Source organism: Paracoccus methylovorus (genome assembly GCF_016919705.1).
In the GTDB taxonomy this organism is placed as follows: Bacteria; Pseudomonadota; Alphaproteobacteria; order Rhodobacterales; family Rhodobacteraceae; genus Paracoccus; species Paracoccus methylovorus.
Genome location: NZ_CP070371.1, coordinates 618,205 through 639,233 on the forward strand (window position 1 = coordinate 618,205; position 21,029 = coordinate 639,233).

At 65.3% G+C, this 21,029-nt stretch carries 19 protein-coding genes; 9 read left to right on the top strand and 10 right to left on the bottom strand.

What is annotated here, in order from left to right; translation table 11 throughout:
* The first annotated feature begins 118 nt into the window (after positions 1-118).
* Positions 119-802, top strand: a complete 684-nt coding sequence (locus tag JWJ88_RS16225; RefSeq protein ID WP_205296727.1) for a Fe2+-dependent dioxygenase — start codon at positions 119-121, stop codon at positions 800-802.
* Positions 799-1,887 carry an alpha-hydroxy acid oxidase gene (locus JWJ88_RS16230; protein WP_205296728.1) on the top strand — a complete coding sequence of 363 codons (1,089 nt, stop codon included), beginning with the start codon at positions 799-801 and terminating at the stop codon, positions 1,885-1,887. Before JWJ88_RS16225 ends, JWJ88_RS16230 begins: the two co-directional genes overlap by 4 nt.
* Here the strand turns inward: JWJ88_RS16230 and JWJ88_RS16235 are convergent.
* Positions 1,877-2,707 (bottom strand): DUF6635 family protein, encoded by an 831-nt coding sequence (locus JWJ88_RS16235; RefSeq protein ID WP_240200355.1) that lies wholly within the window; start codon positions 2,705-2,707, stop codon positions 1,877-1,879. The two genes, JWJ88_RS16230 and JWJ88_RS16235, sit on opposite strands and share 11 nt — an antisense overlap.
* A 67-nt stretch (positions 2,708-2,774) precedes the next feature.
* A complete protein-coding gene (locus JWJ88_RS16240) occupies positions 2,775-3,794 on the bottom strand; it encodes a YeiH family protein (RefSeq protein WP_205296729.1) in 1,020 nt (339 codons plus the stop codon).
* 101 nt (positions 3,795-3,895) lie between these two features.
* Between JWJ88_RS16240 and JWJ88_RS16245 the strand changes: the two genes are divergently transcribed.
* Both JWJ88_RS16245 and JWJ88_RS16250 read left to right on the top strand, forming a co-directional pair.
* Complete coding sequence (locus JWJ88_RS16245; protein WP_205296730.1) at positions 3,896-4,798, top strand: LysR family transcriptional regulator; 903 nt, start codon at positions 3,896-3,898, stop codon at positions 4,796-4,798.
* Positions 4,799-5,007: 209 nt separating this feature from the next.
* Positions 5,008-7,065 carry a DEAD/DEAH box helicase gene (locus tag JWJ88_RS16250; RefSeq protein WP_240200356.1) on the top strand — a complete coding sequence of 686 codons (2,058 nt, stop codon included), beginning with the start codon at positions 5,008-5,010 and terminating at the stop codon, positions 7,063-7,065.
* Here the strand turns inward: JWJ88_RS16250 and JWJ88_RS16255 are convergent.
* On the bottom strand, positions 7,062-8,297 hold the full coding sequence (locus tag JWJ88_RS16255) for an Hsp70 family protein (protein ID WP_205296732.1): 1,236 nt from the start codon (positions 8,295-8,297) through the stop codon (positions 7,062-7,064). The two genes, JWJ88_RS16250 and JWJ88_RS16255, sit on opposite strands and share 4 nt — an antisense overlap.
* 99 nt (positions 8,298-8,396) lie before the next feature.
* Positions 8,397-8,822, bottom strand: coding sequence for a GlcG/HbpS family heme-binding protein (locus JWJ88_RS16260; protein ID WP_205296733.1), 426 nt, complete (start codon positions 8,820-8,822; stop codon positions 8,397-8,399).
* 394 nt (positions 8,823-9,216) lie between these two features.
* Here JWJ88_RS16260 and JWJ88_RS16265 point away from each other — a divergent pair, with 394 nt between their 5' ends.
* Positions 9,217-10,605: an L-cystine transporter gene (locus JWJ88_RS16265; RefSeq protein WP_205296734.1), complete on the top strand. Its 1,389-nt coding sequence runs from the start codon at positions 9,217-9,219 to the stop codon at positions 10,603-10,605.
* An 86-nt stretch (positions 10,606-10,691) separates the two neighbouring features.
* Here the strand turns inward: JWJ88_RS16265 and JWJ88_RS16270 are convergent, their stop codons facing one another.
* A complete protein-coding gene (locus JWJ88_RS16270) occupies positions 10,692-11,621 on the bottom strand; it encodes a LysR family transcriptional regulator (RefSeq protein WP_240200357.1) in 930 nt (309 codons plus the stop codon).
* A gap of 175 nt (positions 11,622-11,796) precedes the next feature.
* Between JWJ88_RS16270 and araD1 the strand changes: the two genes are divergently transcribed.
* From araD1 to JWJ88_RS16285, 3 genes are read left to right on the top strand one after another with little or no spacing between them, the layout of a single operon-like run.
* The gene (araD1, locus tag JWJ88_RS16275) at positions 11,797-12,789 is read left to right on the top strand and encodes an AraD1 family protein (protein ID WP_205296735.1); all 993 of its coding nucleotides are present in this window, start codon (positions 11,797-11,799) and stop codon (positions 12,787-12,789) included.
* A complete protein-coding gene (gene araD / locus JWJ88_RS16280) occupies positions 12,789-14,537 on the top strand; it encodes an L-arabinonate dehydratase (RefSeq protein WP_205296736.1) in 1,749 nt (582 codons plus the stop codon). The genes araD1 and araD overlap by 1 nt, the downstream gene beginning before the upstream one ends.
* Complete coding sequence (locus JWJ88_RS16285) at positions 14,537-15,448, top strand: Gfo/Idh/MocA family protein (protein WP_205296737.1); 912 nt, start codon at positions 14,537-14,539, stop codon at positions 15,446-15,448. The genes araD and JWJ88_RS16285 overlap by 1 nt, the downstream gene beginning before the upstream one ends.
* Positions 15,449-15,514: 66 nt before the next feature.
* On the opposite strand, the gene JWJ88_RS16290 is transcribed toward JWJ88_RS16285, so the two are convergent.
* The 3 genes from JWJ88_RS16290 to JWJ88_RS16300 form a co-directional block, all read right to left on the bottom strand.
* Positions 15,515-16,477, bottom strand: a complete 963-nt coding sequence (locus JWJ88_RS16290; RefSeq protein WP_205296738.1) for an asparaginase — start codon at positions 16,475-16,477, stop codon at positions 15,515-15,517.
* Between the two features lie 191 nt (positions 16,478-16,668).
* Positions 16,669-17,289: a FadR/GntR family transcriptional regulator gene (locus JWJ88_RS16295; RefSeq protein ID WP_240200358.1), complete on the bottom strand. Its 621-nt coding sequence runs from the start codon at positions 17,287-17,289 to the stop codon at positions 16,669-16,671.
* Positions 17,290-17,440: 151 nt separating this feature from the next.
* A complete protein-coding gene (locus tag JWJ88_RS16300; RefSeq protein WP_205296740.1) occupies positions 17,441-17,614 on the bottom strand; it encodes a hypothetical protein in 174 nt (57 codons plus the stop codon).
* Between the two features lie 140 nt (positions 17,615-17,754).
* On the opposite strand from JWJ88_RS16300, the gene JWJ88_RS16305 reads away from it, so the two are divergent.
* On the top strand, positions 17,755-18,945 hold the full coding sequence (locus JWJ88_RS16305; protein ID WP_205296741.1) for a multidrug effflux MFS transporter: 1,191 nt from the start codon (positions 17,755-17,757) through the stop codon (positions 18,943-18,945).
* Between the two features lie 73 nt (positions 18,946-19,018).
* Here JWJ88_RS16305 and ada read toward each other — a convergent pair whose 3' ends face one another.
* Positions 19,019-20,092, bottom strand: a complete 1,074-nt coding sequence (gene ada, locus JWJ88_RS16310) for a bifunctional DNA-binding transcriptional regulator/O6-methylguanine-DNA methyltransferase Ada (protein ID WP_205296742.1) — start codon at positions 20,090-20,092, stop codon at positions 19,019-19,021.
* A 95-nt stretch (positions 20,093-20,187) separates the two neighbouring features.
* Entirely contained in the window at positions 20,188-20,892 is a 705-nt protein-coding gene (locus JWJ88_RS16315; RefSeq protein WP_205296743.1) for a helix-turn-helix domain-containing protein, read from the bottom strand.
* Positions 20,893-21,029: the final 137 nt, after the last annotated feature.

Consider the following 21,029-nt stretch of genomic DNA (forward strand, 5'->3'; position numbering starts at 1 on the left):
TTACAGGGCGGCCTTGGGTCGCCCTGTAACGACATCAGCAACCATAATGGTCGACAAAAACACTTAACTTTCTTGGGCAGGGATCCTAATCTGCCCGCACGCACCGCAGGAGAATCCCATGCTCGTCACAATCCCGGACCTGCTGACGCCCGAGGAGGTCGCCTATATCCGGCAGGTTCTTGAGGGCACCGATTGGGTCGATGGCCGCAGCACTGCGGGCGATCAGGCCGCGAAGGTCAAGAACAACCTGCAAGTGCCCCAAGATAGTCCCGTGGCGCGCGAACTCAGCGGCATCGTCATGCGGGCCCTGGGACGCAGCCCGACCTATTCCTCGGCCGCGTTGCCGCTGCATGTGCTGCCGCCGATGTTCAACCGCTATGACGAAGGCATGACCTTCGGCGCGCATGTCGATGGCTCGATCCGTGTGATCCCCGGCACCGGCCAGCGCATCCGCACCGATATCTCGACCACCGTTTTTCTGACCCCGCCCGAGGATTACGACGGTGGCGAACTGGTCGTGCATGACACCTATGGCGAGCATCGCGTCAAGCTGCCGGCGGGCCATGCCGTTGTCTATCCCGCGACCTCGCTGCATTCGGTGTCGCCGGTGACGCGGGGTTCGCGTTGGGCGTCGTTTTTCTGGGCGCAGTCGATGGTTCGGGATGATTGGCGGCGACATATGCTTTACGATCTTGACCAGTCGATCATGCGCATCCGCTCGATGTTGCCGGACGACGATCCGGCCGTGACGGGTATCACCGCGCATTATCACAACATGATCCGCCACTGGTCCGAGATTTGACGCAACCCATCCCGCCCGATGTGGTGGCGTTGAGCGACTATCAGCGCTATGCCGCCGCCATCCTGCCGGCGCCGGTTTGCGCCTATGTCGAGGGGGCCGGTGCGGATGGGCTGACGGCACAGGCCAACCAGAGCGCCTGGCAAGGGCTGCGGCTGCACTCGTGCCTGCTTTGCGACATGCGGGGCGCGAATACCGATCTGCGCCTGTTCGGCCTTGAATTGCCGCATCCCTTTCTGTTGGCGCCCGTGGCATTTCACGGCCTTGCTCACCCCGAGGGGGAACATGCCACCGCCCTGGGTGCGGCGGCGACGGGCAGTCTGATGGTCGTTTCAACTCAGGCCGGGCTGACGCTGGCAGAGATTGCCCAGCAGGCGCAGGGGCCGTTGTGGTTCCAGCTTTATATGCAGGCCGAGCGCGCTGACACGCTGTCCCTTGTCCGTCGCGCTGAGGCGGCGGGGTATCGCGCGCTGGTCGTGACCGTGGACGCGCCGGTGAACGGCATCCGCAATACCGAGGTGCGGGCAGGTTTCGCGCTGCCCGAGGGGTTGCGGGCGGTCAATCTGGACGGGATGCGACCGCCGCAGATCCGCGCGTTGCCGGGGCGGGCGGCGACCTTTCTTGGCCTGCTCGATCACGCGCCGCGATGGGAGGATATTCTTTGGTTAAAGGCCCAGACCCGGCTGCCTGTGCTGCTGAAGGGGATCATGTCCCCCGATGATGCCGAACGCGCCGTCGAGGTGGGTGCGGATGGGGTGATCGTGTCGAACCACGGCGGCCGCGCGCTTGATACGCTCCCCGCGACCGCAGAGGCGCTGCCGGTGGTGGTCCGGCGGATTGCCGGGCGCGTTCCGGTGCTTTGCGATGGCGGCATCCGGCGCGGCACCGATGCCTTGAAGGCTCTGGCGCTGGGGGCCTCGGCGGTGCTGGTCGGCCGCCCGCAGATCCATGCGCTGGCCGTGGGGGGTGCGGCTGGCGTTGCGCATATGCTGACCATCCTGCGTGCCGAACTGGAGGTCGCCATGGCCCTGACCGGGCGGCGCAATCTGGCCGAGATCGACGAAACCGTGCTGTGGCCTAGCTCTTGAAGCTGCGCCACAGGCTCAGCGCCGCATCGGACAGATCGCCCAGCCGGGCCAGCACATGTTCGCGCCCCAGTTCCGGCACGTCGCTGGTGTGGTCCAGCCGTCGCAGCAGCCGCAGCACCCGCCGCTGGTGAATGCCGGTCCAAAGCTGGATCGGATCCGCAACCAGCCCGGCAAAGGTCGTCACGACCGAGGCCAGCACGGCAAGAACGATCCCGGTCATCACCACCTCGGCGCTGGAAAGCTCTTGCGGGAAGGTGCCATACCACATGCGGCCGGCCCAGTTTCCCAGCGCGAAATTCTCGATCGCCTGTGTTTGGGCGCGCAGATGCGCGACCGGCCCGGCCAGCGAGATCACGCCCGGAGTGGCCCGGTGAAACAGCCATATCCCCGCCGCCAGCACCAGAAGCGAGGTGGTGATTTCGGCCACCGCGTTGCGCGTCTCGGCATAGTTCGAAACGGCGCGGGTGACGGCGGCCGGCGGGGCCTTGGGTGCCAGCCCCTTTGCGGCCAGATCGTCGATCAGGCCGTCAAGATCTGCCTTGATCCGTTGGGCGACGTCGGATTTCAGAAAGATTTTGCGCCGGACCAGCCAGTTGCCGGCCCGCACCAGCCCGATCCGGCGCAAGAGCGGCCCACCCAGCCGCGTCAGCAGAAACAGCGGCGACAGCATGACGTTGACGGGTGCGCGCAAAAGGTCCAGCCCCACGGCGTGCCGATGCAGTGCCAGCGTGCCGCGCAACCCGTAGCGGGCACGGACAAAGCGGCGGACCTCGGTCTCGCGCCGGGTCATCGGGCGGGTGTCGGCGGGTTGCAATGCCACGGGTACGGTCCTTTGCCGGATCGTGCCCAATCTAGGGATCGCGGTGCGGCGGCTCAATGCCGGCCGGTCAGATCAGTGCCACCAATCCCAGCCCAAGGGTCGAGATGAACAGCCAAGCCAGCGCACCAAGCGCCAGCGGTCGCATGCCCTTGGCCTGCAGCTTGCGGATGTCGGTCTCCAGCCCCATCGCCGCCAGCGCCATGGTCAGCAGAAAGGCGGTCAGGTCCACGACCTCGACTTGCAGCGCCTCGGGCAAGGGCAGGGCGCTGTTGAGCAGAACAACGGCGATAAAGCCCAGTACGAACCACGGCGCAGGTGCCGAACCCTGTGCCTTGCCGCCCCGCCGACGCGCCAGCGCGCCCAGCGTCAGGATCAGCGGCGCCAGCAGCATGACCCGGCTTAGCTTGGCCACGGTGGCCGCTTGCCCGGATTCGGCGCCATGCTGGAACCCTGCGCCGACGACCTGCGCCACCTCATGTATGGTTGCGCCGATCCAGATGCCGTAATGGGCAGGGGCCATCGCCATCATCCCGCCCAGGATCGGCATGGCCAGCATCGAGAGAGAGCCGAAGACGGTGACGCAGGCGATGGCATAGGCTACGTCCTCGTCCGAACCGCGCGTGACGGTATTCGTCGCGATGACCGCCGAAGCGCCGCAAACCGAGGTGCCCGCCGCGATCAGTTCCGCAAGCCGGGCCTCGACCCCCAACGCCTTGCCGGCCCATTTGGTGAAGACGAAGGTGGCGGCCAGCGTTACCGAAATTACCGCCAGTCCGGGCAGGCCGACGGCGCGCAACTGCTCCAGCGTCAGTTGAAAACCCAACAGCACGATGGCGAAACGCAGCACACGGCGCAGGGTAAAGCCGATGCCCGGTCGCGCGGCCTCGGGCGTGCCGAAAAGGTTGCGCAGCGCCATGCCCAAAACCATGGCCACCACCAGCGGGCTAAGCGCCGGGATGCCGGAAAGCCTTTGCGCCGCCGTGGCAACGACCGCGATGCCAAAAGTCAGGCCCAGCCCCGGCAGGATCGCCCCAGACCACACCCCCAATGAGGAAGAAGTTTGCGGGCTATGGTCGGTCGAGGACATCGTCGCGTTCCTTTGTGCTGGACTGGAACATGGTCCTGAAACTATGTTCAATCCATCGCATAGTATTTGCCATATCATTCGATTTTACTTATTGATCATGCATGACACTGGAACAGCTCCGTATCTTTCTTGCCGTGGCCGAAAGGCAGCATGTCACCCGCGCGGCCGAGGCGCTGAACTTGACGCAATCGGCGGTCAGCGCCGCCGTTTCGGCGTTGGAGGCACGCCATGGTGTGCGGTTCTTTGACCGGGTAGGGCGGCGTATCGTGCTGACAGAAACCGGCGAAGCCTTCATGGCCGAAGCACGCGCGGTGCTGGACCGGGCCGAGACGGCCGAGATGGTGCTGGAGGATCTGGCCCGCGAGCCGCGCGGGCGGTTGCGGGTCCATGCCAGCCAGACCGTCGCCAGTTATTGGCTGCCCCCGCGACTGGTGGCCCTACGCGAGATGCATCCGGGTATCGAACTGCGCCTGACCGTCAGCAACACCACCCATGTCGCGGATGCGGTGCAAGAGGGGGGCGCCGATCTGGGTCTGGTCGAGGGCGCGGTGACGCATGGCGATCTGCACCGGCAGGTGGTGGCGCGGGACCGGCTGGTGCTTGTCATGGCTACCGATCATCCTTGGGCGGGACTGGAAGAGGTGCCTCTGGCCGGGCTGCAAACGCAGAACTGGATCCTGCGTGAGCCGGGCTCGGGCACGCGGTCGGAGTTCGAGACCTGGCTGTCGGCGCAGGGGCTTGACGTGGCTGCGCTGTCTTTGGCGTTGGAACTGCCCTCGAACGAGGCGGTGCTGAATGCGGTGGCGGCCAGCCAATGTCTGGCGGCGCTGTCGCAACGCGCTGTGGCGCGCCCGGCTGCAGCCGGCTGGATCCGCGCCCTGCCGCTGGTGGGGGCCGAACGGCCGTTTTCCCTGCTGACCAATCCGCAGCGCTATCGCACCCGCGCCGTGCAGGCGCTGATCGGGATTCTGGCGGATGAGAGCTTTGCAGGCGGTGTGATCTGACGGGAAAGGTCGGCGTGGTGCCCCGGCCTGATGGTGACGTCGTGCTAATTGGCGGTATGCCGAGTTTCGCTTTGACTCGCGGGTCGTGACAGGATAGGCGGGCGGCTTGGCTCCGCGTTCCGGGCCGGCGGGCCCGTGGGGAGAGCCCGGCCGCAAAGGGGAATGGTGCCTTCACCCGGATGCCACGCATCCCCTTTTTGGCGAAGAACATGAACGAATATGATATTGCCGCGCCTTTGGCCGCGGCGCTGGCGGCCAAGGGCTATGCCAGCCTGACTACTGTGCAACAAGCGGCGCTGGCGCCCGAGGCGCGGGGCCGCGATGTATTGGTCTCGGCCCAGACCGGTTCGGGCAAGACGGTGGCCTTCGGACTGGCCATGGCCGGCGACATCCTTGACGGCGCGGCATTGCCCGTGGCGGGACAGCCGCTGGCGCTGGCCATCGCGCCGACGCGCGAGCTGGCATTGCAGGTCGCACGCGAACTGGGCTGGCTTTACGAACAGGCGGGCGCGCGCATCGCCACCTGCGTCGGCGGCATGGATTACCGCACCGAGCGTCGGGCGCTTGAACGCGGCGCGCATATCGTCGTCGGCACCCCCGGCCGGTTGCGCGACCATATCGAGCGCGGTTCGCTGGACCTGACCGCGCTGCGCGCCAGCGTGCTGGACGAGGCGGATGAAATGCTCGACCTCGGCTTCCGCGAGGATCTGGAGTTCATTCTTGGCTCTGCGCCTGCGGAACGGCGCACGCTGATGTTCTCGGCCACCGTGCCGCCAGCCATCGAGGCGCTGGCCCGCGACTTCCAGCGCGATGCCCTGCGCATTCAGGCCATCGGAGAGGCCCGTCAGCACGTCGATATCGAATATCGCGCCCTGTCGGTGACGACCCGCGACCGCGAGCACGCCATCTTCAACACCCTGCGCTATTACGAGGCGAGCCGCGCCATCATCTTCTGCAAGACCCGCGCCAACGTGAACCACCTGTTGGCGCGCATGGGCAATCGCGGCTTCAAGGTCGTGGCCCTGTCGGGAGAGTTGAGCCAGCAAGAGCGCAGCCACGCCCTGCAAGCCCTGCGCGACGGCCGGGCCCGGGTCTGCATCGCCACCGACGTGGCCGCACGGGGCATCGACCTGCCGGGACTGGAACTTGTGATCCACGCCGACCTGCCGACGAACCCCGATACCTTGCTGCACCGCTCGGGCCGCACCGGCCGGGCAGGGGCCAAGGGCACGTCGGTCCTGATCGTCCCTGCGGCGGAATACAAGCGGGCGCAGCGGCTGCTGCAGCGCGCCAAGCTGGTCGCGGAATGGGGCAAGGCGCCCTCGGCCGACGATGTGCAGGCCCGCGACGACGTGCGCCTGCTGGAACATCCCGCGCTGGCCGAAGCGCCGGGTGACGAGGCCGCGCTTGCCGCGTCGCTGCTGGAACGCTTTGGTGCCGAACAGGTCGCCTCGGCTTTCGTGCGGATGTGGCGTGAAGGTCGTCCGGCGCCCGAGGAACTGTCCGAAAACACCCTTCCCACACCCGCCGCGCCGCGTGACCGGGGTGAATTCGGTCCTGCGGTCTGGTTTCTGCTGTCGGTCGGCCATTCCGGCCGGGCCGAGGCCCGCTGGCTTTTGCCCAAGATCTGCGAGGCCGGCGGCATCACCCGCGACGCCATCGGCGCGATCCGGGTCAAGACCGAGCAGACCTTTGTGCAGATCTCCGCGCCTCTGGCTCCGAAATTTGGCGACCTGATCGAGTTGGAACCCGGCCTGACCATGCGCCGGATCGACGGTGAGCCGGTATTCGACGCTCCGCCGCCCGAGCGCGAGAAAAAACCCTATCGCGCCGCGACCCCGCGTGCCCCGCGCCCCGAGCCGGTCGAGCCTCTGACCAAACCCAAGTCCAAACCGGCCCGCCGCCCGGCGTTGCTGGACCCCGACGACGTGAAACCCCGCGCCGCCCGACCCGCGCCCGAGACGGTGGTGACGGAGATCGCGCCGGTGACGGAGCCGGCCGCGGCGCCCCGCAAGGCGCGCTGGAGCATGGAAAAGAAGCAGGCGCATAAAACCGCGCCGAAAGCTGCCCCGCGGGCGGCAGGATCCAAGTCCCATGGCGCCGCGCCGCGCGACGACCGGCCGGCCCGCACCGAGGGTGCCGAGGCACGCCCCAAACGTGCCGCCGGTTTCAAGTCCCATAAGGCTGCGGGCGGCTGGCAGGGTAAGGCAGCGGGGGACAAACCGTTCCGCGCCGGCCCGAAACCGGGCAAACCGGCCAAGCGTTAACGCGCCGTCGCCAGCGCCAGCCCGTCCACCACCGCGGTAAAAGCTTCCGAGCGCAGCAATTGCGCCTCGGGGCAAAGCCGCAGGGCTTCGGCGGCGACGAGACCCATCAGGCTGGAGCCGCCGACCAGGATCACGCTGCCGACCTGTGCTGGTGCGATCCCGGCCATGCGCAGCGTCTCGGCCGCAGCGTCGTGAAGTTCGGTGCGATAGCCTGACAAAGCTTCGTTCAGCGAGGCGGGCGAGATCGCCGGCGCCAGCCTCGGCTCGATAAAGCCCATGGCGATCTGCGCGCCCTCGCCACCGTTCGCAGCGATCTTGCCGCGTTCGACGGCAAAGGCCAGTTCATGGCCCAACTCCTCGTCCAGCACGGTGATCAGGCGGGTCATGGCGGCACGATCCACCGCCATGCGCGCCATATCCGCGGCCATGCGCCGTGTTTCGGGCACATACAGAAACGGGATCTTTGCCCAGGTTGCCAGATCGACATAGATCGCATTTGGCACCGGCAAAAGACCCGGCCCCATCACGCGCCGCAACTTTCCACCATGCCCCAAGGCCGGCATGGCATGGTTCAGCGAGATTTGCTGGTCGAAATCGGTTCCCCCCAGCCGGATGCCGTGATTGGCCAGAATCTCCAGTCCTTCATTCCCGCTGCGAAAGACCGAGAAATCCGAGGTGCCGCCGCCGATATCCACGATCAGCCCGATTTCTCCTGCCCGGCCCAGCCCGTGGCTGGCAAGTGCGGCGGCCTCGGGCTCGGCCAGAAAGGCGACCTCGTCAAAGCCGGCCGCCAGATAGCAGCCGCGTAGATCTGCCTCGGCCTGCGCGTCGCGGGTGGGGTCATTCGAGTGGAAATGCACCGGCCGGCCCGAAAGCACGCGGTGAAAGCCCCGGCCCGTTACAGTCTCTGCCCGTTCGCGCAACGTGACCAGAAAGGCGGTGACGATTTCGGCAAGTGTGCGGCGTTTGCCCGAGATAAGCCGCGATTCATGGAAAAGCGTCGTGCCCAACACGCTTTTCAGCGCCCGCATATAGCGGCCTTCGGCGCCCTGCGTCAGCGCCTCTGCCGCGGCCGTGCCGATCCGCATGCCGCCGCGAGCAGGAAAGAAGACGGCGGTGGGCAAGGTCTCGCCGTCCGCTTCGATGGCGATACGCCGCGGCCGGCCTTGGTGCAGGATTGCGACGGCCGAGTTCGAGGTCCCGAAATCGATTGCGAGTATGTCGTTCTGCATCCCTGAGCCCCTGTCCGCAAAACGCGCGCTGTTATCCCTTTGCGCGGCAGGGCGCAAGCGGGGCCGGGCATTGCCCGTGCCCCGACCTGCTTTACGGGGTCATCCCCGTTGCGCCAGCCAATGATCGAGACCGGCCTGCGCTACGGCCTGATCCTGCGCCGGGGTGCCCGAAGACACGCCGATGCCACCCACGGTCTGCCCGTCATGGTCCACCGGCAGGCCGCCGCCCACCACCATCAGCCGGCCGCCGATAGCCGAGGAAATCCCCCAGGCCGGTGCGCCCGGCTGGCTGGCGGCGCCATATTCGTGCGTGGCCTTGCGCGCCGCCGCTGCGGTAAAGGCCTTGTCTATGGCGATGGTCGCCGAGGTCACCTTACCGCCGTCCATGCGCGAAAAGGCCACAAGCTGTCCGCTTTCATCGGTGATGGCGATGCACATGGGGACGCCGATCTCGCGGGCATGAGCCTCGGCGCCTGCAATCAGCAGACGCGCGTCCGCCTGGTCGAGTCGGGTGATGGTGAGCATGGTTTTCTCCTTGTGAAAATCGCTCTCAGGTGGTTCGTCCGGCGCGATGCGCGGGGTGGCGGCCTTATGCACGCCAGCGCCGCGCATTGCACGCCCATAGCTGGCAGCAACGGGTTCTCGGGGTGGAAAGCCAAAGGGGCAAGGGGCGCAGTGATCGGACCGGTGCAGGCTACTCTGGCAAGGCTGCGGGTATAATCCTTGAGATCAACATGCAGCTTCAACGCGGCGTATAATATTTGGCTGCCCGGGCCCACCAAGGCACCTGCAGCCTGTGCCCGGGCTTCCTTTATCAGCGGATGACCGCAAAACCGTGCGACGTCGGCGCGGGCCATGGCTATACGCCGGGCGTGCATTATGGCTTGATGGGTCAATCTGTAATTGCCGGAGATGCGCGATGGCATCCGTCCTTATCAACCTTCTGATCTTTGCCGCGCTGATTGTCGCGCTGGTTCGCCTGCAAGGCGGGCAACTGTCGCTGTCGGTGCGGGTCTTCATCGCCCTTGTCCTGGGCACACTGTTCGGGATCGGGCTGCAACTTGTCTATGGCAACGACTCGCCGATGCTGCAAACCACGATCGACTGGATCAACGTGGTCGGCAACGGCTATGTGCAATTGCTGCAAATGGTGGTGATGCCGCTGGTCTTTGCGGCGATCCTCAGCGCAGTGTCGCGGCTGCATGACGCCTCGGCGCTTGGGCGGATCTCGGTGCTGACCCTTGGCACGCTGCTTATCACCACGACGATCGCGGCCTTTGTCGGCGTGGTCATGTCGCTGGCCTTCGGCCTGACTGCCGAAGGGCTCGCTCAGGGCGCGGCTGAAACCGCTAGGCTGACTGCGCTGGAAACCAACTATGCGCCCCGGGTCGCCGATCTGACGGTGCCGCAACTGCTTTTGTCCTTCATCCCGAAGAACCCCTTTGCCGATCTGACCGGGGCCAACCCGACCTCGATCATCGCGGTGGTGGTGTTCGCCGCTTTCCTGGGCGTCGCCGCCATTCGCCTGCTGCGCCGCGACCCGGAAAAAGGCCGCAGCCTGCTGAACCTGATCGATATCCTGCAGGCCTGGATCGGCCAGTTGGTGCGGCTGATCATGATTCTAACCCCCTATGGCGTCATGGCGCTGATGACCAAGATGGCGGCGACCTCTAACGCGGCCGATATCCTGAGTCTTGGCAAGTTCGTCATCGCCTCCTATGTGGGTCTCGCGATCATGTTCGTGGTGCATGGCGTGCTGTTGACCCTGACCGGGGTGAACCCGCTGACCTTCTTTCGCAAGATCGTCCCGGCGCTCAGCTTTGCCTTCTCAAGCCGCTCCAGCGCCGCGACCATCCCCCTGAACGTCGAGATCCAGACCCGCCGGCTGGGCGTGCCGCCGACCATCGCTTCGTTCTCGGCCTCGTTCGGGGCGACCATCGGTCAGAACGGCTGCGCCGGGCTGTATCCGGCGATGCTGGCGGTGATGGTCGCACCGACCGTGGGCATCAATCCGCTCGATCCGGCCTGGATCATGACGCTCCTGGCCATCGTCACGCTGTCCTCGGCCGGGGTCGCGGGCGTGGGCGGCGGGGCCACGATGGCGGCGCTGATCGTGCTTCCGGCCATGGGCTTGCCGGTGACGTTGGTGGCACTGCTGATCTCGGTCGAACCGCTCATCGACATGGGCCGTACGGCCCTGAATGTCTCGGGCTCGATGACCGCGGGCACGGTCACGTCCCAGATCCTCGGCCAGACCGACAAGGCCGTCTTGCAAAGCCGGGACGAAAGCGGCCTGCAAAACGCCTGAAAAACACCACCCGGCGCTGCCAAACCGCGCGGCGCCGGGCTTCTTCGTTGCCCAAATACCCATGCAACGGTCCCGTTCATGCCGGTTCAGCCAAATGCCTCGCGAACCGCGCTCTTTGACAGTGCCACCAGCTTTTCCCGCAGCCGCATCGCCAGCGGCGACAGGGGCCGGCGTTTCAGGTCCAGCAGGTAATAAGGCGAAACACGGATCTCATGCGGCACCTGCAACATGGTGAACCCCGCCCCGACCGGGGGCCGGATCAGCAGTTCCGCCACTTCCTCGGACATCGGCGCAACCGCGTCGCTTTGCGCCAGATAGGCGATGGTCAGCAGCAGCGAAGGGCTGTTGACGATATTCGTCGGCTCGGACAGGCCGACACCGGCAAAGGCGGCCAGTGCCGCCTCGCGGATCGGTGCGCCGCGTTGCTGCATGATCCACTCTTGCCCGGCCAGTTCGGTCAGCGTGACCGAGGCCGAACGGCCCAACGGATGGCTGGCCCGCACCAGAAAGGCCACCTTCTCGTCGCGCATCGGCAGGATGTTGAAATCCTGACTGTCGAATTCCGGCAAGATACGGGCCAGCACGAAATCCATTTCCCCCGCCGCCAGATGCCGCAGCAATTCGCGTGACGGCATGACATCGACGGTGATGTCGGCCTCCCGAGCGTCCTGCTTGATCTCGCGGATGGCCGAAACGAGATAGCTAACCGCTGGCCCCGTCACCGCGCCGACCCGCAGTGCGCCGCCGACCCCTTCGCGCAGCGCCTGCACATCCGCCGCCATGCTGAACATCTCGCGCAGGACCACGCGGGCACGGCGCAGAACCGCCCGGCCGATCTCGGTGGGCTCCATGCCCTTGGGCTGGCGCAAAAACAGCTGCGCGCCGATCTGGTTCTCGATCTCGGCCAGCATGCGCGAGGCGGCGGGCTGGGTCATGCCCACCCGCTCGGCCGCAAGTTGTAGCTGACCGCTCTCGGCGATCTGCTGGATCAGACGCAACTGGGCGGGCTTCAGCATCAGGCGGGCAGGAGGCAAGGCTATGACAATTCCGATATGCAAATTGCAGATGATGTAATTTTACCATCATGTTGTTTCATGGCTAGATCAAGCGCAACCGTCAGGAAGGGGCATCTATGCTGCCGTGTCATGGGCACGCCCCGGCAGTCTGACCGATCGTAACGGGGGTCCAGCCATGTTTCTGTCGCAACTGCTTTTGCCGGACGGAGGGCGCGCCGTCGCCCTGCGGCGCGACGATGTGCAGGCGCATCTGGTTCCGTCCGCGGAAACCACGCGTGAACTGGCGCTCGCAGCCATTGTCGCGGGGCGTGGACTGGCTGATGAGGTCGCGCAGCGCGGACAGGGTGCGACAGTAGACCTGCAGGCGGCGCTGGCCGAGGGACGTGTCCTGCCGCCGCTTGATCACCCCGATCCCGCCCATATGCTGCTGACCGGCACCGGGCTTACCCATCTGGGCTCGGCGGCGACGCGGGACGCCATGCATGGCGCACCCGACATGGGTGAGTTGACCGACAGCATGAAGATGTTCCGCATGGGGTTGGAGGGCGGCAAGCCCCGCCGGGATGAGGTGGGTGTGCAGCCCGAATGGTTCTATAAGGGCAACGGACATGCGGTCGCCGCACCGGGCCGCGCGCTGACCTCGCCTGCTTTCGCGCTCGATGCCGGAGAAGAGCCGGAGATCGCCGGGCTTTACCTGATCGGGCCGGACGGCACACCCTTTCGGCTGGGCTTTGCGCTTGGCAACGAATTCTCGGATCATGTGACCGAGCGGGGCAACTACCTGTGGCTTGCCCATTCCAAATTGCGCCCCGCAAGCTTTGGCCCCGAGCTGCGTCTGGGCGATCTGCCGCCCGATGTCCAAGGCACCAGCCGCATCCTGCGCCAAGGCAAGGTGCTGTGGGAAAAACCGTTTCTTTCAGGCGAGGCGAACATGTCGCACAGCCTCGCCAATCTTGAGCATCACCATTTCAAGTATCCGATCTTTCGCCAACCGGGCGACGTGCATGTACATTTCTTCGGCACCGCGACCCTGTCCTTTGCCGATGGCATCCGGGTTGAGCCGGACGATATCTTCGAGATCGAAGCCCCCGCGCTCGGTTTGCCGTTGCGCAACCCGGTGGTGCTGGACGCACCCGGCGAACCCCTGACCCGCGTCGAGGTGCTGTAATGACCAAGCCGTTCACCCCCGCGCCATGGCCGCGCAAACTGCGCTCGCAGCATTGGTACGGCGGTCAATCGCGTGACACGATCTATCATCGAGGTTGGTTGAAGAATCAGGGATATCCGCATGATTTATTTGATGGAAGGCCGGTTATCGGTATCCTGAATACTTGGTCCGACCTGACGCCTTGCAACGGCCATCTGCGCGAGCTTGCGGAAAAGGTGAAGGCCGGCGTCTGGGAGGCCGGTGGATTTCCTCTGGAAGTGCCGGTGTTCTCGGCCAGTGAAAACAGTTATCGCCCAACCGCGATGATGTATCGCAACCTTGCCGCCATGGCGGTCGAAGAGGCGATGCGCGGCCAGCCCATCGACGGCGCGGTGCTGCTGGTGGGCTGCGACAAGACCACCCCCAGCCTGCTTATGGGCGCGGCCTCGACCGATATCCCCTCGATCGTCGTCACGGGCGGGCCGATGCTGAACGGCTGGTTTCAGGGCGAACGCATCGGCTCGGGCACGCATTTGTGGAAGTTCTCCGAGGCCGTAAAGGCCGGCGAGATGACGCAGGCCGAGTTTCTTGAGGCCGAGGCGTCGATGAGCCGCTCGACCGGCACCTGCAACACCATGGGCACGGCCTCGACCATGGCGAGCATGGCCGAGGCGCTGGGGATGGCGCTTTCGGGCAATGCCGCGATCCCGGCAGTCGACAGCCGCCGCCGCGTCATGGCGCAACTGACCGGGCGGCGCATCGTGCAGATGGTCAAGGACGACCTGAAGCCCAGCGACGTGCTGACCCGTGCTGCGTTCGAGAACGCAGTTCGCACCAACGGTGCCATCGGCGGCTCGACCAACGCGGTCATCCATCTGCTGGCCTTGGCTGGCAGGGTCGGCGTCGATCTGACCTTGGAGGATTGGGACCGGCTGGGCCGAGACGTGCCGACCATCGTGAACCTGATGCCCTCGGGGCAGTATCTTATGGAAGAATTCTTTTATGCCGGTGGTTTGCCGGTCGTTCTTAAGCGGTTGGGCGAAGCTGGGCTGTTGAACCGCGATGCGCTGACCGTCTCGGGAAGCACGATCTGGGACGAGGTGCGTGAGGCGCGCAACTGGAACGAAGAGGTGATCCTGCCCGCCGACAAGCCGCTGACCGCGCATGGCGGCATCGCGGTGCTGCGCGGCAATCTGGCGCCGGATGGCGCGGTACTGAAACCCTCGGCCGCCAGCCCGCATCTGATGCGCCACCGTGGTCGCGCTGTGGTCTTCGAGGATATCGACGACTACAAGGCACGTATCGACGACGAGGATCTGGACATAGATGAGACCTGCGTCATGGTGCTGAAGATGTGCGGCCCGCGCGGCTATCCCGGCATGGCCGAAGTCGGCAATATGGGCCTGCCCTCCAAGGTGCTGCGCAAGGGTATCACCGATATGGTGCGGATCTCGGATGCGCGAATGTCCGGCACGGCCTATGGCACTGTGGTCCTGCATGTGTCGCCCGAGGCGGCGCGCGGCGGGCCCCTGGCAATCGTTCGCACTGGTGACATGATCGAGCTTGACGTGACGGCCCGCCGGCTGCATCTGGACCTGCCCGAGGCAGAGATCACCCGCCGCCTGGCCGAATGGCAGAACCCGGCGCCGCGACCGCAGGGCGGCTATGCGCAATTGTTCCACGATCACGTCGAGGGGGCCGAGACCGGTGCCGATTTCGACTTCCTGCGCGGTTGCCGGGGTCGCGAGGTCGGAAAGGACAGCCACTGATGCGGATCGCGCTTGTCGGTATCGGAAAGATCGCTTTGGACCAGCATGTTCCGGCGATTTCCTCGTCTCCCGACTGGGAGCTGGCCGCCACGGTTTCGCGCCATGGCCGGGTCGAAGGGGTGGAGGGCTTTACCTCGGTGGACGAGATGGTCGCGGCCCGGCCGGATATCGCGGTGGTTTCGCTTTGCTTGCCGCCGGTGCCGCGTTTCGCCGCCGCCCAAGCGGCTTTGCGGGCCGGCCGGCATGTCATGCTGGAAAAGCCGCCCGGAGCCACGCTTGCCGAAGTGCAGGCGCTTGAGGCGCTGGCGCGGGCGCAGGGCGTAACCCTGTTTACAACCTGGCATTCGCGCGAGGCAAAGGCGGTGGCAGCGGCGAAACGCTGGCTGCAGGGGCGGCGCATCGAAAGCGGGCGGATCATCTGGCGCGAGGATGTGCGGGCATGGCATCCCGGACAGGATTGGATCTTTGCGGCGGGCGGCATGGGGGTTTTCGATCCCGGCATAAATGCACTGTCGATCCTGACCCATATCCTGCCCGAGCCGGTGCATGTGACTGGCTGCGAAATGGACGTTCCTGCCAACCGTCAGGCCCCGATTGCGGCGCGGCTGCAACTAAGCCAAGGCATCACGGCAGATTTTGATTTTCGCCAACAGGGCAAGCAGACTTGGGACATGGAGTTTCAAACCGACGGCGGACATCTGGCGCTGTGGCTGGGGGGCAACCTGCTGGAGATCGACGGCCAACCTGCGGGCGGCGAAGACACCATTATGGGCGAATATCCGGCGCTTTATGCCCGCATGGCGGCTTTGCTGCGCGAGGGCGCTTCGGATGTGGATCTGTCGCCCATGGTGCTGGTCGCGGATGCCTTTACGCTTGCCTGCCGCAATGTCGTGGAGCCCTTTGTATTCTGATAGCTTTTGGGTGAAGGCCGGGTCGTCCGGCATTTTGCCGGCTCTCCACAGCGCGAAGCCTGCAGGTTATAAGACGGCTGTTTCGGGTGCGGCCTCGAAGGCCTCGGCGATTTCTGCCTCGGAGCAGCCGTTAGCCAGCATCGCCGCCAACAGGATACGCGCCTGACCGGGGCGAAGAAGCCGGGCGTGGATAGCGCCGGCACGCCGCATGTCGTGCCCGCCGCCGCCGCCGCCATAGATCGGCGACAGCAATCCTTCGGGCACGCGGCTGGACACGACCACCACGGCGCCTTGCGCACGCGCGCGCGCGATTGCACCCACCAGTTCGGGCGTCGCATTGCCCGAACCAAGCGCCGAGATAACGATACCGCGCGCGCCGGCGGCAAGGCTGGCCTCCAGATGCAGCCCGTCGCTGCCGGGATGGGTGGCGACGATGTCGACGCGCAGGTCTGCGACCGACGCGGGCAAGGGACGGGTTATGGTTGCGCATTCCTCGGCAACGCGACGAAAGGCGTCGGGCGCGTCCGAGGTGAACTTGTAAAGCCCCCAGACCGGCAACAACCGACCGCCAAAGGCCAATGTCACACCGCCCTGCTGTGGTGGTTGCAGCGCTGCATTGACGGCATCGGCCAGATTGCGCGCCCCGTCCGAGCGCGGATGGTCCGAGGCGAACTGCGCCCCGGTAAATACGACCGGCTTACGAGGTGCGTGCTGCAACTGCACCAACAGGGCCGTTTCTTCCATCGCATCGGTGCCATGCAGCGCGATGACGCCGGCGATGTCGGGATCGGCCAACTCCGCCGCCACCGCATCGCTGATGCGCTGCATATCCGCAAGCGTCAGACTGGCCGAATCCTTGGCCAATACCTCCTGCGGGCGCAGGTCGACCGCCAGGGGCGGCAGCAGCGCCAGCAGATCCCCGGCCCCCAGACGCGGGCTGGCGGCGCCGTCCGCGCCTTGGCTGCTGGCGATGGTGCCGCCGGTGGCAAGGACAGCCAGCAACGGAATCCGTCTGGTTCCGACACGCATGGGTCGCGCAATCCTCCCTAGCAGATCTGTGGCCGATCAGACTTGTCCGCTTTGCCACAATCTGTCTGACAGCTTGCGATTATCACAGCAGACGGCAGGGTCAAGCCACCCATCGGCGGCGCCGGCATGATCTTGCGGGTTAAGGCCGAAAGTCGACCGATCATTACCCTGATTGCCGGAAAGCCGGAAGATCACGAATTGGCGGGGTGCTGGCTGATGATCCGGGACATGGTCTGTTCGACCTCGTTCAGGTGATCGCGCATGGCGGTGCAGGCCTCGGTCTCAGAGCCTGCGGCGATCGCCTCGGCGATGCGGCGGTGTTCGTGATTCGAGGTAATGCGGCGATCCGCCATCAGGTTCACCAGTTCGGACTGGCGCATCAGCGCGTCGCGGGCGTCGGTGACGATGCGGACGAACAGCCGGTTGCGGGCGGCCTCGGCGATCAGGCAATGGAAATCCGAATCCAACCGCACCCACTTCAACGCATCCTCCTGCCGCTCCATGCTGTCGCATAGCTGCAAAAGCCGGGCCATATCCTCGTCGCTGCGGCGCAGGGCGGCCCAGCCGGCGGCGGGGATTTCGATAAAGGGACGGGCCTCGACCAGTTCGCGCGCCGAGTAATTGCCATAGGCAAGCTCGATGGATTGCCGGTCCGCGATCACGAAACTGCCGCTGCCGCTGCGGCTGCGGGTCAGGCCCAGCGTCTGCAACGAACGCATGGCTTCGCGGATGATGGGTCGGCTGACGCCGTAATGCTCGGCCAGCTTGGCCTCGGAAGGCAGCCGGATGCCGACCGGCAAATGGCCGGCCAATATTGCGCCTCTCAGGTCTTCGAACACCGTTTCGGCGGCGTTTTTCCGACTGACCGGGCTCTTTTGGGACAACCAATCAGCCACTTTGTTCATGGCGCCAATGTTGCATGTCAGGCGCACCTGTCAACCCATGCCGTCGGGTGGCGGGTTACTACCAATAAAGAACGGCGGCGGCGATCAGCCCGACAAGCCCGGCAATTTGCGCCATGAAAATCAAATGATAGGCTTTCATCCGCGTGCTCCGCGTCAGAATCCGAAAATACTGTCTTTCATCCTGATAGCACCCGCCGGGCATGAAAAGACCCAATCCAAATGCGACAAACATTTATCAATCCCTGCCGGGTGCGCTGAGTGAAGGTTGCACTTGCCCGGCAGGCATGGCAAGTAACGCGCCGTGGCGGCGAGTGAGTCTGGTGCGATTCTGCGCCCGCGTTCCCTATATCTGACATATTCACAGGTTCTCCGATGCGTGATCCCCTGTTCCGCATGGCCTTGCTTCTTGGCCTGCTTTCCGCCGTCGGTCCCTTTGCGATCGACATGTATTTACCCGCGCTGCCGCAAGTGGCCAGCGATCTTGGCACGACCGAGGCCGGGGCAGCGTTGACGCTGACCTCGTATTTCATCGTCTTCGGCTTTGCGCAGATGATCTATGGCCCGATGTCCGATGCGATCGGGCGCAAGAAACCGCTGGTGATTGGTGTCGCGATCTTTCTGGTGGCCACCGTGGCGGCAAGCCTTGCTCCGACGATTGGCTGGTTGATCGCCGCCCGGGCCGTGCAAGGGCTGGGCGCGGCAACGCTGATGGCCGTGCCGCGCGCGGTGATCCGCGACATGGCGACCGGCCCCGCGGCGGCCAGGATGATGGCGGCGATCATGATCGTGATCTCGGTATCGCCGATGCTGGCACCGCTCACCGGCTCGGCGGTGATGGCTGTCGGCGGCTGGCGAGAGATTTTTGCCGTGCTTGCGGCCGCCGCGCTGCTGAGTCTGGCGCTGATCATCTTCGCGCTGCCCGAGACCTTGCCCGCCGAGCGGCGCCGGCCCGTGCGGCTGTCCGCCATGGCGACCGGGGCGCGGCGGCTGTTGTCGGATCGCCGCTTTCTGGGCCTGACCATGATCGGTGGTTTCGGCATGGCCAGTTTCTTTGTGTTTCTGGCCTCGGCCAGTTTTGTCTATACGCGGCAATACGGGCTGAGCCCGACCGGGTTTTCGCTGGCCTTCGCCGTGAACGCCATCGGCTTTTTCAGCGCCTCGCAGTTCGCAGGCCGGCTGGCAGAGCGTTTTGGGATGGAGCGGGTGATCTCGCTGGCCATCACCGGTTTTGCCGCGATGGCGCTGGTTCTGACGCTGGTGGTATTGTCGGGCTTTGACGGGCTTGCGGTTGTGATTGTCGGTCTGTTCCTGGCCAATGCCTGTCTGGGGCTGGTCATGCCGACGGCGATGGTCATGTCGCTGGACCCGCATCCCGATATTGCCGGCCTGGCCTCTTCGCTGGGCGGCACGATCCAGATGCTGACCGGGGGCGTGATGATCGCCGTAACCGGGCCTTTCCTTGACAATACTGTGGCGACAATGGTGCCGGCGATTGCGCTGTGCGCGCTGCTTGCCTGGGGGGCGGCGGCTGCGTCGCTGCCACGGTTGCGGATTCTGGCCTGAGGTCGACGGCTAGGCGGCTTGTCGCATCGGGAGAGGCCCGTGTGACAGGCCGCCATACCTTATATATATTGCGCTACGCCGTGGCTGGTGTCGCGCCCTCGCGGTCAAGCAGCGCGCGTTTACGCTCCACCCCCCAGCGATAGCCGGACAACCCCCCGTCGCTGCGCACGACGCGGTGGCAGGGAATGGCCACAGCGATTCCGTTTGTGGCGCAGGCCTGAGCCACGGCCCGACTGGCCCGAGGCTCGCCGATGCTGCGCGCGATGTCTGCGTAGCTGGCGGTCGTGCCGGGCGGGATCTGCCGCAGCGCTTGCCAGACGCGTTGCTGGAATGCGGTGCCGCGAATATCCAGCGGCAAGTCTAGTCCGAGGCCGGGCGCCTCGACAAAGCCGATGACACGGGCGACCAGAGCCTCGAATTCGGGATCGGCGCCGATCAGGGTGGCGGCGGGGAAACGATCCTGAAAGTCGTGCAGCAGGACCTCGGGGTCGTCGCCAAGCGCGATGGCGCAGATGCCGCGCTGGCTTTGTGCGACCAGAATGGCGCCAAGCGTGCATTGCCCCAGCGCAAATCGGATACTCGTCCCGACGCCGCCCTTGCGCCATGCCGAGGGGGTCATGCCCAGCATCCCGTCGGCGCTTTCATAAAACCGGCTGTTCGAGTTGAAGCCGGCCTCATAGATCGCGCCGGTGATGCTTGTTCCTTTGGCCAGTTGGGCGCGCAGCCGGCTGGCCCGATGCGCGGCGGCATAGGCGCGGGGTGTCAGGCCGGTAATCGCCTTGAACTGACGATGGAAGTGGAACGGACTCATACCCGCCGCCTCGGCCAGTTCATGAAGCGAGAGCGGCGTTTCGGCCTGCTCGATCAGGCGGCAGGCGGCGGCGACCAGCGCGGCGTTGGCCTCGGCCACCGATGCGCCCTTTGGATTGCAGCGTCGGCAGGGGCGAAAGCCCGCCGCCTCGGCCTGCGCGGGCGAGGGATACAGGGTCACGTTCTGCGGTTTGGCCCGCCGCGCCGGGCAAGAGGGGCGGCAATAGACGCCGGTTGTGCGCACGGCATAAACAAAGCTGCCATCGGCGGCCGCATCACGCGTCAGAACATGCTGCCAGCGCGGATCGCTTTCGGTCGGGATCGGGGCGTGGTCCATGGCAGGAACCTTTCTGCTGCGTCATTCCTGCTATCATATCTAGGGACGACGGGCGACCGCCGCACTCCGCCGCTTGCGATCGAATTCCCCGGTGCTCAGGGAATGTTCAGGGCGGTGTCCAGCAGGTTGTTGGGCTGGACCAGCGCCTTGAGAGCTGCCGGGTCGGTAATGGTGATGCGCATGCCGTCGATATGCACGCCATGATCGCGCAGCGCCTTGAAAGCGCGCGACAGGCTTTCCGGCGTCATGCCCAGATAAGATGCCAGCAACCGCTTTTCCTGCGGCAGAACGAAGCCCTGGGTGCCCCCCTCTTCCAAAGATCGCTGCCAGAGATAGGCCCCCAGCCTTTCGCGGGCATTGCGCAGCTTCAGGTTCTTGGCGTGGCGCACGAGGTTGCGGTATCCTTCGGAAAGCTCTTGTACCGCGGCAAGGGCAAAGCCGTGGTCGCGCCCAAAGGCCGCACGCACGTCCACTGCCGGAATCAGCACGATCCGCGACCGTTGCAGGGTGCGTGCGGACATCAGATAGGGCGCGTCGCGCATGCAGGCGGCCAGAATAAAGGTCGTGACCGGATGGACCACGGCCATGGTCGTATCCCGGTCTTGCCAATTGGCGTAAAGTTCGACTGCGCCCTCCAGCAGGACATGCAGGAAGTTCGCGTCCTCGCCCTGCTGGACAAGCTCCAGTTGCGCCGGAAAGATCTGGTCATAAGCCGCATGCATCAACGCGTCGAACGCGGGGGTGGCCATGTTGCGAAACAGCGCCAGGTTGCGGATGTCGTTGCGGTCTTCGTCACGCATGTTGGCTGTCCTGCTGGAGTGGCTGAGGAATCGACCTCTGCTTTGCAGAATTATTGATTTTTGTCAATCAATATGTCTGCATTTGCCTATTAACGGCGCGGCATATGTCAGGGGAGAGATTGCGGATTTCCCAAGTT

Excerpts from the sequence above, each read along its gene's own strand:
- JWJ88_RS16225 (WP_205296727.1), top strand. The coding sequence starts at position 119 with ATGCTCGTCACAATCCCGGACCTGCTGACGCCCGAGGAGGTCGCCTAT.
- JWJ88_RS16240 (WP_205296729.1), bottom strand. The coding sequence starts at position 3,794 with ATGTCCTCGACCGACCATAGCCCGCAAACTTCTTCCTCATTGGGGGTG.
- JWJ88_RS16245 (WP_205296730.1), top strand. The coding sequence starts at position 3,896 with ATGACACTGGAACAGCTCCGTATCTTTCTTGCCGTGGCCGAAAGGCAG.
- JWJ88_RS16250 (WP_240200356.1), top strand. The coding sequence starts at position 5,008 with ATGAACGAATATGATATTGCCGCGCCTTTGGCCGCGGCGCTGGCGGCC.
- JWJ88_RS16255 (WP_205296732.1), bottom strand. The coding sequence starts at position 8,297 with ATGCAGAACGACATACTCGCAATCGATTTCGGGACCTCGAACTCGGCC.
- JWJ88_RS16260 (WP_205296733.1), bottom strand. The coding sequence starts at position 8,822 with ATGCTCACCATCACCCGACTCGACCAGGCGGACGCGCGTCTGCTGATT.
- JWJ88_RS16265 (WP_205296734.1), top strand. The coding sequence starts at position 9,217 with ATGGCATCCGTCCTTATCAACCTTCTGATCTTTGCCGCGCTGATTGTC.
- JWJ88_RS16270 (WP_240200357.1), bottom strand. The coding sequence starts at position 11,621 with ATGCTGAAGCCCGCCCAGTTGCGTCTGATCCAGCAGATCGCCGAGAGC.
- araD1 (WP_205296735.1), top strand. The coding sequence starts at position 11,797 with ATGTTTCTGTCGCAACTGCTTTTGCCGGACGGAGGGCGCGCCGTCGCC.
- araD (WP_205296736.1), top strand. The coding sequence starts at position 12,789 with ATGACCAAGCCGTTCACCCCCGCGCCATGGCCGCGCAAACTGCGCTCG.
- JWJ88_RS16285 (WP_205296737.1), top strand. The coding sequence starts at position 14,537 with ATGCGGATCGCGCTTGTCGGTATCGGAAAGATCGCTTTGGACCAGCAT.
- JWJ88_RS16290 (WP_205296738.1), bottom strand. The coding sequence starts at position 16,477 with ATGCGTGTCGGAACCAGACGGATTCCGTTGCTGGCTGTCCTTGCCACC.
- JWJ88_RS16300 (WP_205296740.1), bottom strand. The coding sequence starts at position 17,614 with ATGTTTGTCGCATTTGGATTGGGTCTTTTCATGCCCGGCGGGTGCTAT.
- JWJ88_RS16305 (WP_205296741.1), top strand. The coding sequence starts at position 17,755 with ATGCGTGATCCCCTGTTCCGCATGGCCTTGCTTCTTGGCCTGCTTTCC.
- ada (WP_205296742.1), bottom strand. The coding sequence starts at position 20,092 with ATGGACCACGCCCCGATCCCGACCGAAAGCGATCCGCGCTGGCAGCAT.
- JWJ88_RS16315 (WP_205296743.1), bottom strand. The coding sequence starts at position 20,892 with ATGCGTGACGAAGACCGCAACGACATCCGCAACCTGGCGCTGTTTCGC.